Annotated in this window: 11 protein-coding genes; 6 read left to right on the forward strand and 5 right to left on the reverse strand. The window is 62.5% G+C overall.

Annotated features, from left to right (window positions below):
- Together AC1DWI_RS04505 and AC1DWI_RS04510 are read right to left on the reverse strand one after the other, a co-directional pair.
- Nucleotides 1-507 (reverse strand): ABC transporter ATP-binding protein (locus AC1DWI_RS04505; RefSeq protein ID WP_477724443.1); only part of this gene is annotated, 507 nt, incomplete at its 3' end.
- Nucleotides 504-2,450: an AMP-dependent synthetase/ligase gene (locus tag AC1DWI_RS04510; protein ID WP_477724444.1), complete on the reverse strand. Its 1,947-nt coding sequence runs from the start codon at nucleotides 2,448-2,450 to the stop codon at nucleotides 504-506. The genes AC1DWI_RS04505 and AC1DWI_RS04510, both read right to left, overlap by 4 nt.
- Before the next feature lie 175 nt (nucleotides 2,451-2,625).
- Here AC1DWI_RS04510 and AC1DWI_RS04515 point away from each other — a divergent pair, with 175 nt between their 5' ends.
- Nucleotides 2,626-3,339: a Crp/Fnr family transcriptional regulator gene (locus tag AC1DWI_RS04515; RefSeq protein WP_477668930.1), complete on the forward strand. Its 714-nt coding sequence runs from the start codon at nucleotides 2,626-2,628 to the stop codon at nucleotides 3,337-3,339.
- A gap of 211 nt (nucleotides 3,340-3,550) precedes the next feature.
- Here AC1DWI_RS04515 and AC1DWI_RS04520 read toward each other — a convergent pair whose 3' ends face one another.
- From AC1DWI_RS04520 to AC1DWI_RS04530, 3 genes are read right to left on the reverse strand one after another with little or no spacing between them, the layout of a single operon-like run.
- A complete protein-coding gene (locus tag AC1DWI_RS04520; RefSeq protein ID WP_477668652.1) occupies nucleotides 3,551-3,907 on the reverse strand; it encodes a hypothetical protein in 357 nt (118 codons plus the stop codon).
- Nucleotides 3,904-4,572: an HD domain-containing protein gene (locus AC1DWI_RS04525; RefSeq protein WP_477668651.1), complete on the reverse strand. Its 669-nt coding sequence runs from the start codon at nucleotides 4,570-4,572 to the stop codon at nucleotides 3,904-3,906. Before AC1DWI_RS04525 ends, AC1DWI_RS04520 begins: the two co-directional genes overlap by 4 nt.
- Before the next feature lie 4 nt (nucleotides 4,573-4,576).
- Complete coding sequence (locus tag AC1DWI_RS04530; RefSeq protein WP_477668650.1) at nucleotides 4,577-5,518, reverse strand: LysR family transcriptional regulator; 942 nt, start codon at nucleotides 5,516-5,518, stop codon at nucleotides 4,577-4,579.
- A 93-nt stretch (nucleotides 5,519-5,611) separates the two neighbouring features.
- On the opposite strand from AC1DWI_RS04530, the gene AC1DWI_RS04535 reads away from it, so the two are divergent.
- The 5 genes from AC1DWI_RS04535 to kdpB all read left to right on the forward strand — a co-directional run.
- Entirely contained in the window at nucleotides 5,612-6,397 is a 786-nt protein-coding gene (locus tag AC1DWI_RS04535) for a sulfite exporter TauE/SafE family protein (protein ID WP_477668649.1), read from the forward strand.
- A 13-nt stretch (nucleotides 6,398-6,410) separates the two neighbouring features.
- Complete coding sequence (locus AC1DWI_RS04540; RefSeq protein WP_477668648.1) at nucleotides 6,411-6,602, forward strand: hypothetical protein; 192 nt, start codon at nucleotides 6,411-6,413, stop codon at nucleotides 6,600-6,602.
- Nucleotides 6,603-6,818: 216 nt separating this feature from the next.
- Nucleotides 6,819-6,917, forward strand: a complete 99-nt coding sequence (locus AC1DWI_RS04545; RefSeq protein ID WP_457281368.1) for a potassium-transporting ATPase subunit F — start codon at nucleotides 6,819-6,821, stop codon at nucleotides 6,915-6,917.
- A complete protein-coding gene (gene kdpA / locus AC1DWI_RS04550; protein ID WP_477668647.1) occupies nucleotides 6,917-8,716 on the forward strand; it encodes a potassium-transporting ATPase subunit KdpA in 1,800 nt (599 codons plus the stop codon). Before AC1DWI_RS04545 ends, kdpA begins: the two co-directional genes overlap by 1 nt.
- 25 nt (nucleotides 8,717-8,741) lie before the next feature.
- A partial coding sequence (kdpB, locus tag AC1DWI_RS04555) for a potassium-transporting ATPase subunit KdpB (protein WP_477724445.1) occupies nucleotides 8,742-10,679 on the forward strand: 1,938 nt, incomplete at its 3' end.

Consider the following 10,679-nt stretch of genomic DNA (forward strand, 5'->3'; position numbering starts at 1 on the left):
GCCCAGGTCAACGCGTTTTTGCAAGCCGTAGGGCAGTTGCCCGACGGGCGTCTTGCGATAGGCCTGGATTTCCAGGAAGTCGATGATTTTTTCCACTGCCTCGCGGTGCATGATTTCTTCTTTTTCGGCGGGACCTATGCGCAGCGCCTGCAGCAGCAGGTTGCTTTTGATCTTTAGGTTGCGGCCCGACATGATGTTGTCGAGCACGCTCATGCCCTTGAAGAGCGCCAGATTCTGGAAAGTGCGCGCCACGCCCATGACCGCCACCTGATGGCTGTTCATGTGCTTGAAGGTCTGGCCGCGGAAAGTGATGGAGCCCTGCTGCGGCGCATAAACGCCGTTGATGCAGTTGAGCATGGAGCTCTTGCCCGCACCATTGGGGCCGATGATGGCGCGAATCTCGTGCTCTTTCACATTGAAGGAAATATCCGAGAGGGCCTTGACCCCGCCAAAACTCAGGCTGATGTTGTTGACGTCCAATATGACGTCGCCGATCTTTTTAGTCATGCTGCTGCCTTCACGGGCGCAAAAGTCTGGGTGTCACTGATCTTCAGGGTCGCGCTGACGCTGCCACTGCGGCCGTCTTCAAACTTCACGACCGTTTCAATGAACTGTTCGGTCTTGTCGCCATAGAGCGCATCGATCAGCGGCTGGTACTTCTCGGCAATGAAGCCGCGCCGCACCTTGTTCGTTCGTGTGAGTTCACCGTCATCTGCGTCCAGCTCCTTGTGCAGCACCAGGAAGCGGCTGACCTGTGAGCCGGCCAGCAGCGCATCCACGCTGAGGTCGGCGTTGACTTTTTCGACACATTCCTTGATGAGCTGGTAGACCTCGGGCTTCTGYGCCAGATCGGTGTAGCCGGCGTAAGGCAGATTGCGGCGTTCGGCCCAGTTGCCCACGGCGTCGAAGTCGATGTTGATCATCACGCAGACTTTTTCGCGGCCATCACCGTAGGCCACGACTTCCTTGATATGCGGGAAGAACTTGAGCTTGTTCTCCACATACTTGGGCGCGAACATGGCGCCGTCGTTGGCACCGCCCTTGATGCGGCCCACGTCTTTCACGCGGTCGATGATCTTGAGGTGGCCGCTGGCATCGATAAAGCCCGCGTCGCTGGTGTGATACCAGCCGTCGGCGCTCAGCACCTCGGCCGTCGCCGTGGGGTTTTTGTAATATTCCTTGAGCAGGCCGGCGGACTTGACCAGGATTTCCCCGTTGTCGGCCACCTTGATTTGCACGCCGCTGATCGGCACCCCTACCGTATCGGCACGCGCCTCGTTGTCCGGCTGCAGGCACACAAACACGGCGGTCTCTGTCGAGCCATAGAGCTGCTTGAGGTTGATGCCGATGGAACGATAGAAGGTAAAGAGGTCCGGCCCAATCGCTTCACCCGCGGTGTAGGCCACGCGAACGCGCGAAAAACCCAGCGTGTTGCGCAGCGGGCCATAGACCATTACGCTGCCCAGCGCATACAGCAGTCTGTCCATGCCACCGACGGGTTTGCCGTCCATCAGGGCTGGGCCGGCGCGTTTGGCCACGCCCATGAAATAGTTGAACATGYCGCGCTTGATGCGGCCCGCGTCTTCCATGCGGATCATCACGGTCGTCAGCAGGCTTTCGAAAATCCGCGGTGGCGCAAAGTAATAGGTCGGGCCGACTTCTTTCAGGTCGATCATCACGGTGCTCGCGCTTTCGGGGCAATTCACCACATAGCCGCAGGCCAGCCATTGCGCATAGCTGAAGATGTTCTGACCGACCCACGCGGGTGGCAAGTAGGCCAGCACTTCCTCGCCGGAGGTGAGTTTGTCGAAGTCGGCGCCGGCCCTGGCGCGGTCCAGCAGGGTGTTGTGGGTGTGGACCACGCCCTTGGGGTTGCCCGTGGTGCCCGAGGTGAAAAACATCGCGGCCACATCATCCGGCCGGGATTTTTCGACTTCGCTCTTGAAGAAGCCGGGTTGCTTTGCGGCAAAGGCTTCGCCCTTTTCCAGCAAGGCGTCCAGCGATTGCAGTCCGGCCTCGGCATAGTTGCGCAGGCCGCGCGGGTCGTCATAAATGATCTGGTCCAGTTGCGGGCACTGGCTGCGTATCTCCAGCAGCTTGTCGACCTGCTCCTGGTCTTCCACCAGCGCAAAACGTACGTCGGCATTGTTGATGGGAAAGACACACTCGGCGCCCACGGCGTCCTGGTAAAGCGGAATGGGTATGGCGCCCAGCGACTGCGCGGCCAGCATGGTGGCATAGAGGCGCGGCCGGTTGGCGCCGATGATGACCATGTGCTCGCCACGCTGCAGCCCGGCTTCATGCAGGCCGCAGGCGATGCGCTCCACCAGCTGCGCCATGCCGGCCCAGCTGTGCGCCTGCCAGATGCCGTACTCTTTTTCGCGCATGGCCGGAGCGCCGGGGCGCTCAGCCGCATGTTTGAGCAACAGTCTCGGAAAAGTGGTCTGCATGGTCCTTGTCTCGCGGTCGTTATGCCTTCGGGGAGTCGCTCGCTTGCCGGCTAGCCCGAAAGTTGTCTTGTGAATGCATCGTAGGCATGCGTTTGACGTTAGGTTGTCGTTCGGACGACAATTCAAGGGTGATTACTCCCCCGGACTTTCCCTTAGGACAGCGCGCATGGTGACGATGACAGGCCAATCGATGCAGATCCGTGCCCGCATGCCCGACGCGCAGGAGCTCGCCGGCATCCATTGGCTGAATGAGCTGTTGCCGGCCGAGCGCGAGCGCGCCGTGGCGAGCGTGCGCGTCGGCGACGCCAACATCGGCGACTACGTGTGCCGTGTCGGCAAGCCGGTGACCTACTGGTTCGGCGTCGTCGAGGGCTTGCTCAAGATGAGCACCGACAGCGAGCAGGGCGCCACCATGACCTTCACCGGCCTGCCGCCGGGCGCCTGGTTCGGCGAAGGCACGGTGCTCAAGCGCGAGCCCTACCGCTACAACATCCAGGCCCTGCGCAAGACGGTGGTGGCGGGGCTGCCGGTCGACGACTTCCACTGGTTGCTGGACCATTCCATCGGCTTTAACCGCTTTGTGATGAACCAGCTCAACGAGCGCCTGGGCCAGTTCATCGTCGCGCGCGAAATCGACCGCATGAACAACCCCGACATCCGTGTGGCACGCAGCTTGGCCGCGCTGTTCAACCCGGTGTTGTACCCGGGTGTGGGCGAAATCCTGCGCATCACGCAGCAGGAAATGGCCTACCTCGTGGGCCTGTCGCGCCAGCGCGTGAACGAGGCGCTGAGCACGCTGCAGGCCCGGGGCTTTATCCGCATCGAATACGGCGGCCTGCGCGTGCTCGACCTGGGCGCCCTGCGGTCCAGTGTTTTCTCAAGCAAATAAAGGCTGCAGGCCAATAGGGACGAGCGCAAGCAGCTACTGAATTAATAGCAAGTGTGTTGGGCGGGTTGAACTGCCCGGGGAGCCGTTTTGGGCGTTTGGGGTGCGGTTTGGGGCGCTTTTCAGGTGCCAAAAGTGCCTGCAGACCAATCAGGACGAGCGCAAGCAGCTATGAAATCAGGAGCGCTTGGTGTGACGAGTACAGCCGCCGTCCTCAGGAAAGAAACAAAATAAAGATGGAAACCGCTTCGACCACCCAATTGGCGCGGTTTGCAGCCTGGGCGTTTTCCTTGAGGATTGGCCAAAGCACTTCGCGTTGCCATGCCCACAGGTTGTAGGCCGCCGCCAGCAGTGCACCCGACAACCCGGCCAGCCATGAGTTGGTCAAGAAGCCGGCAAGGACGGCAATCACCAACAGGACGGATGTGAGGACAAATGTGCCGCCCGCAGCGCTGGCCAGAACATGCGAGAGCCCTCCGCACAAGGTGCAGGTGGCGGGGTTGCCTCGGCTGGAGAGACGTTTTTCCCAGGTTTTGATTCCGGCCTGGTGGCAATGGGGGCAGATGTTCATGGTGCTGAAGGGGTGGTTGCCGAAGTCGTGCCGGCAATCGCCCTGCACAGGTTCTCGCGTGCACGTGCTTCCAGTGTTTCGCGGAAATGCGCCGTGCTGTAGATCACAGGCCGGTCCAGGAAACCCTGCAGGATTTCGCGCCGCTTTTGCTGGAACAGGGCGGCGGGCACAAAAGCGTATTCGTGCCGGATCTGCTGCTCGTACTCGGCAAACCTGCCGGGGCCGGCGCCCAGGATGGACAGGTCGATATCGACCAGCAACTGTTCGTCAGGCGAGGCTGGCAGCGCCGTATGGCGGGTGGCCATGACCAGGTCGTGAACACGCTGCGCGGCGGCCGTGGCAGTGCCGTGCGCCAGCAGCACCTCGCGAGCCCAGTCGGCGCTTGTTTCCTCGTTGTCGTGGCGCTGCGTGTCGTAAATCGCATCATGGAACCACAACGCCATCTCGACCTCTGCGGGCTGTACGGCCAGATCGCGAACGGCCTCGAAATGCGCGAGGCATTCCGTGAGGTGCTGCAGCGTGTGGTACTTGCGGTGCGGCTCCGAGTAGCGCGCCACCAGTTCATCAAACACCGCAGGCCCGATCGGCCGTGCGGCAAGGGCGCCCGCGCAATGCCGCCAGGATCGGGCCAGCAGGTCTGTGGGTTCAGGGGTTTGCATGGGCATGACTTTATCGTTTGGGCGTTTTGTGCGTGTGTGAGCGCTCCGGCGGCGCGGCAGGCGCGCACAGGGACTCGACCAGTCGCAGCGCCGGCAGCGACAGCTGGTCAAAGCGGCGCGCGCAGATCAGCAATTGCCGGTCGGCCCAGGTGTCGGTCAGCTTGAGGCTGCGCAGCTTGCCTGCCTCCACATGGCGTTCGGCCGCGACGGCCGGCACCACCGCCACGCCGACACCCGCCTCCACCATGCGGCAGACTGCCTCAAAGCTGCGCAGCCGTATGCGGGTCCGCATGCGCAGCCCCAGGCGTTCGGCCTGCAGGTTCAGGTGCTGTTGCAGCGCGCTGTCTTCCCCCAGGCCGACGAAGTCATGGCCCAGGGCTTGCCCGAACGGAGCATGGCGCTGGCGGCCGAATCCGCTGCCGGCTGGAACCACCAGCACAAGCTGGTCGCGCCGGAAAGGTTTTGATTCAAGGCTGGAGATGTCGGCGGAGTCGGCCACGATGCCGAGGTCGGCCACCTGGCCCAGCAACTGCGACACGATCAGGTGGCTGGGACGCTCCTCCAGGTCGACGTCGATGGCTGGATGGGTGTTGAGGAAATCCGCCAGCGCCTGCGGCAGGTAGTCGGTGATGGCGGCGGTGTTCGACAGCAAACGCACGTTGCCCGCCAGCCCGCCCGCATAGTCGCCGATCTCACCATGCATGCGCTCGATTTGCTGCAACACCAGCCGCGCATGGTGAGCCACGGCCAGGCCGGCCTTGGTCGGTTTCACACCGGCGCGCAGACGCTCCAGCAGCGGGACCCCCAATGCGTCTTCCATGCCGCGTATGCGTGCGCTGGCCGAGGCGAGCGCCAGGTGCGAAAGCCTGCTGCCCGCTGTGATACTGCCGGTATCGACGGTGTGCAGAAACAGCCGAAGGTCGATAAGGTCAAAGCGAAGGGTGGCGGGCATGAGCTGAAGGCGTTTTAGCCTTCGGTAACGGCGAAGGCTGTGAACGGATATTACCGCTTGAGCGCAAACGCGCCGCTGCGCAGAATCGGCGACATGAACTCAATGAACAACTTCATGGGTGCAGGGAACGACACCCTCTTGATGGCCGTCGTCGCCGGCGTATTCCTGCTGGCCGGCCTCGTCAAGGGCGTGGTGGGCCTGGGGTTGCCAACACTTTCCATGGGCTTGCTGGCCGGCGTGATGCCGCCTGCGCAGGCAGCCGTCATCCTGATCCTGCCTTCGTTGCTGACGAATGCCTGGCAGATGTGGGATGGCGCTGCGCTGGAAAGCCTGTTGCGGCGTCTGTGGCCGCTGCAGGCTGGGGTGGTCGCGGGGACGCTGTGGGCACCGGTCAGCCTGGTTACCCTTGATACGGACCTCGCGTCGGCAGGCTTGGGCGCTGCGCTGATCATTTATGCACTACTGGGGCTGTGCGCACTGCCGCTGGCGGTCCCGCCGCGCGGTGAGCGGTTTTTTTCCTTCGCTGCCGGCTTGGCGACCGGCGCCATCACCTCGGCCACCGGCGTGTTTGTCTTTCCGGCTGTACCTTACCTGCAGGCCTTGTCGCTCAAGAAAGACGAACTGGTGCAGGCGCTGGGCCTGTCCTTCACCGTTTCCACTGCCGCACTTTTTCTGCGCCTGGTGATGGAAGGCTCTTTTGCCATGGGCAGCATGCCGGGTGGCTGGAGTTTGCTGCTGCCATTGCCTGCTGCCTTGTTGGGGATGGCCGCCGGTCAGAAGCTGCGCGGGCGGGTGGGCGAGAAGGGTTTCAGGCGCCTTTTTTTCACCGGTCTGCTGCTGATAGGCATTTACATGGTCACTCGCAGCGCGATGCGGTAGCCACGCCGGTGCGATGGAAAACCACAGCGAGGTTTCGCAGGCTATGGAGGCGCTCCATGCCAAAGCCGCACGTCTGCTCTTGCTGCTGGAGCTCGCCGATGACCCGGTTTCCCCGCTGCCCGAGGCCTCGTCCCTGCTGGACGACATTGACGCCCTGCGCGCGCTGCACCTGCGCGTGGTGATGCGGCCTCACGTATCGGCCTGAACAGGGTTTAACCCCTGATTTTTACGCTTTCTTTATACCGGCTGCCGGTCTTTCATCCCCGTTTTTACACACCGGATCCGAAACTTTCCCCATCGTTGTTTGTTGGAGAAAGATCATGGATCTCGCGTTTATTCTTGGTGCCGCCGCCCTCTGGGGTGTGATGGTCTTGCTGGTCTGGGGCTTCCAGAAGCTTGAAAAGTCCGAAGGAGGCCGTTCATGATCAGCCTGGACGTTTTGTACGGCTTTGGCGGCGTCTGTGCTGTCCTGCTGCTCACCTACCTCGTCTATGCGCTGATCTGCGCCGAGGAGTTTTGATGAGCAACTCGTCTTGGGGTCTGCTGGCCCTTTTTCTGGGTGTATTGCTGGCCACTGCGTGGCCGCTGGGCATCTGGCTGGCCCGCCTGTATTCCGGCAGCCTCCCCAACTGGATGCATAAGGCGGAAGCGCCGCTGTATCGCCTGGCCGGTACATCGGCCTATACCAACATGAAGTGGTCGCAGTACGCGCTGGCCTTGCTGGCTTTCAATGCGCTCGGTGTGTTGGCCGTTTATGCACTGCAGCGCTTGCAGGTCTGGCTGCCGCTCAACCCGGCCGGCATGGCCGCGGTAACGCCCGATTCGGCCTTCAACACCGCCGTCAGCTTTGTCTCCAACACCAACTGGCAGGGCTATGCCGGCGAGTCCACCATGAGCTACCTCACGCAGATGCTGGTGCTCGCTGTGCAGAACTTCTTCTCGGCCGCCACCGGCATTGCCGTGGTGTTTGCGCTGTTCCGCGGTTTTGCTGCGCGGGCGACCGGCGCCATCGGCAACTTCTGGGTGGACGTGACGCGCATCACGGCCTGGCTGCTGCTGCCGCTGTCGCTGGTGTTTGCCGTCTTCCTTGTGGGGCAGGGCGTCATCCAGAACTTTGATGCCTACAAAGACGTGAGCACGCTGGAAGTGACTAGCTATCAGCAGCCGAAAAACGGCCCTGATGGCCAGGCGCTGAAAGACGACAAGGGCAATCCCGTGATGGAGGATGCCAAATCCGACAAGCAGACCCTGGCCATGGGCCCGGTCGCGTCTCAGGAAGCCATCAAGATGCTGGGCACCAACGGCGGCGGCTTCTTCAACGCCAATTCAGCGCACCCTTATGAAAACCCGACCGCGCTGAGCAATTTCTTTCAGATGTTGTCCATCTTCCTGATTCCGGCGGCGCTGTGCTTCGCCTTCGGCCGCGCGGTGGGCGACCAGCGCCAGGGCTGGGCCGTGCTGGCCGCCATGACGGTGATGTTTGTCATCGCGGTGGGGGCCATCACCCCGGCTGAGCAGGCCGGCAACCCCTTGCTGCCGCCTCTGGGCGTGGACCAGACGGCCAGCGCGCTGCAGGCCGGCGGCAACATGGAAGGCAAGGAAACCCGCTTCGGCATCAATGCCTCCAGCCTGTTCGCGGTCATCACGACGGCGGCCTCCTGCGGCGCGGTCAATGCCATGCACGACTCCTTCACGCCGCTGGGCGGCATGGTGCCCATGGTGATGATGCAGCTGGGCGAGGTGGTGTTCGGCGGCGTTGGCACGGGCCTCTACGGCATGCTGATCTTCGCCATCCTGGCGGTGTTCATCGCCGGCCTCATGATCGGCCGCACGCCGGAATACCTGGGCAAGAAGATCGAGGCGCATGAGATGAAGCTGACTTCGATCGCCATCCTGGTCACGCCCATCCTGGTGCTGGCCGGCACTGCCATCGCCGTATTGGCGGGCGCAGGCAAGGCTGGCATTGCCAACCCCGGCGCGCACGGTTTCTCCGAAATCCTCTATGCGCTGAGCTCGGCCGGCAACAACAACGGCAGCGCCTTCGCGGGCCTGTCTGCCAACACGCCGTTCTACAACACGCTGCTGGGCATCGTCATGTGGCTGGGGCGCTTCGGCTTCATCGTTCCGGTGCTGGCCATTGCCGGTGCGCTGGCCGCCAAGAAACGCCTGCCGGTTACGGCCGGCACCATGCCCACGCACGGCCCGCTGTTCGTGACGCTGTTGATAGGCACTGTGCTGCTGGTGGGGTTGCTTAACTACGTGCCCGGCCTGGCGCTGGGCCCCATGGTCGAGCACCTGATGCTGTGGCCAGGCAAATAACCGCAAGGCTCAAAGAGAAACCTATATGAGTACCAAAAAATCTTTAATGTTGCTGGATCCCGCGCTGCTCAAGCCGGCTATCGTGGCTTCGTTTACCAAGCTGAGCCCGCGCGTGCAGTGGCGCAACCCGGTCATGTTTGTCGTCTATATCGGCAGCATTCTCACGACCTTGCTGGGCCTGCAGGCCCTGCAGGGGCAGGGCGAAGCACCGGCCGGATTTATCTTTGCCGTGGCCGTCTGGCTGTGGTTCACCGTGTTGTTCGCCAACTTCGCCGAAGCCTTGGCCGAAGGCCGTAGCAAGGCACAAGCCGCATCGCTGCGGAGCCTGAAAAAAAGCACCTGGGCCAAGAAGCTCAAGGAGCCCCGGCATGGTTCCACATTCCTGCCGCAAGAAGCTGAAAATCTTAGAAAAGGAGACGTGGTGCTGGTCGATGCCGGCGACATGGTTCCGTTGGACGGAGAAGTGATTGAAGGCGTGGCCTCGGTCGACGAAAGTGCCATCACCGGCGAATCGGCCCCGGTGGTGCGCGAGTCGGGCGGCGACTTCTCCGCAGTGACCGGCGGCACACGCGTGCTGTCCGACTGGCTGGTGGTACGCATCACGGTCAACCCTGGCGAATCCTTCCTGGACCGCATGATCAGCATGGTCGAAGGCGCCAAACGGCAGAAGACGCCCAATGAAATCGCACTGACCATCCTGTTGGTGGCGCTGACCATCGTCTTCCTGGTGGTCACGGTCACCTTGCTGCCCTTCTCAGTGTTCAGCGTGGGCGCGGTGGGGGCGGGCACGGTGGTGAGCATCACTGCACTGGTGGCCTTGCTGGTCTGCCTGATCCCGACCACGATTGGCGGCCTGCTGTCGGCCGTGGGTGTGGCCGGCATGAGCCGCATGATGCAGGCCAATGTCATCGCCACGTCGGGCCGCGCGGTTGAGGCTGCCGGCGACGTGGATGTGCTGCTGCTGGACAAGACCGGCACCATCACCCACGGCAACCGCCAGGCTTCGAGCTTTTTGCCCGCACCCGGCGTGTCTGAAAAAGCGCTCGCCACCTGCGCCATGCAGGCCTCCTATGCCGATGAAACGCCGGAGGGCCGCAGCATCGTGGCGCTGGCCTTGAAGCTGGCCGTGAGCCAGTCGCCCATGCAGGCCGTGACTGAGGTTCCCTTTACCGCGCAAACCCGCATGAGCGGAATGGACGCCTTGAACCCCGATGGAAGCAAGCGGCAACTGCGCAAAGGTGCGGTCGATGCGATTCGCAAGCATGTGGAAGCACTGGGCGGAACCGTTCCGGCTGAAGTTTTGCGTGCTTCAGATGACGTGTCGCGCCGCGGCAGCACGCCGCTGGCCGTGGCCGACGGCAGTACGGTGTTGGGCATCGTGGAGCTGAAAGACATTGTCAAGGCCGGCATCAAGGAACGCTTCGGCGAATTGCGCCGCATGGGCATCAAGACGGTGATGATCACCGGCGACAACAAGCTCACGGCTGCCGCCATCGCCGCCGAGGCGGGTGTTGACGACTTCCTGGCCGAGGCCACGCCCGAAGACAAGCTGAAGCTGATACGCCAATACCAGGCCGAAGGCCGACTGGTGGCAATGACGGGCGACGGCACCAATGACGCACCAGCCCTGGCCCAGGCCGACGTGGCGGTCGCCATGAACAGCGGTACCCAGGCCGCCAAGGAGGCCGGCAACATGGTGGATCTCGACTCCAACCCCACCAAGCTGCTGGAGATCGTGGAAACCGGCAAGGCCCTGCTGATGACGCGCGGCTCGCTCACCACGTTTTCAATAGCCAACGACGTGGCCAAGTACTTCGCCATCATTCCGGCGATCTTTGTGACCACTTACCCGCAACTGGCCGCGCTCAATGTGATGCGACTGGGCAGCCCGTCGTCGGCGATTTTGTCGGCGGTGATTTTCAACGCGCTGATCATCATGTTCCTGATCCCGCTCGCGCTCAAG

Source organism: Polaromonas sp. P3_C2, assembly GCF_056402675.1.

What these genes read in the sequence shown, in the direction of transcription:
- AC1DWI_RS04515 (WP_477668930.1), top strand. Translation starts at nt 2,626, where the DNA reads ATGACAGGCCAATCGATGCAGATCCGTGCCCGCATGCCCGACGCGCAG.
- AC1DWI_RS04520 (WP_477668652.1), bottom strand. Translation starts at nt 3,907, where the DNA reads ATGAACATCTGCCCCCATTGCCACCAGGCCGGAATCAAAACCTGGGAA.
- AC1DWI_RS04525 (WP_477668651.1), bottom strand. Translation starts at nt 4,572, where the DNA reads ATGCCCATGCAAACCCCTGAACCCACAGACCTGCTGGCCCGATCCTGG.
- AC1DWI_RS04530 (WP_477668650.1), bottom strand. Translation starts at nt 5,518, where the DNA reads ATGCCCGCCACCCTTCGCTTTGACCTTATCGACCTTCGGCTGTTTCTG.
- AC1DWI_RS04535 (WP_477668649.1), top strand. Translation starts at nt 5,612, where the DNA reads ATGAACTCAATGAACAACTTCATGGGTGCAGGGAACGACACCCTCTTG.
- AC1DWI_RS04540 (WP_477668648.1), top strand. Translation starts at nt 6,411, where the DNA reads ATGGAAAACCACAGCGAGGTTTCGCAGGCTATGGAGGCGCTCCATGCC.
- AC1DWI_RS04545 (WP_457281368.1), top strand. Translation starts at nt 6,819, where the DNA reads ATGATCAGCCTGGACGTTTTGTACGGCTTTGGCGGCGTCTGTGCTGTC.
- kdpA (WP_477668647.1), top strand. Translation starts at nt 6,917, where the DNA reads ATGAGCAACTCGTCTTGGGGTCTGCTGGCCCTTTTTCTGGGTGTATTG.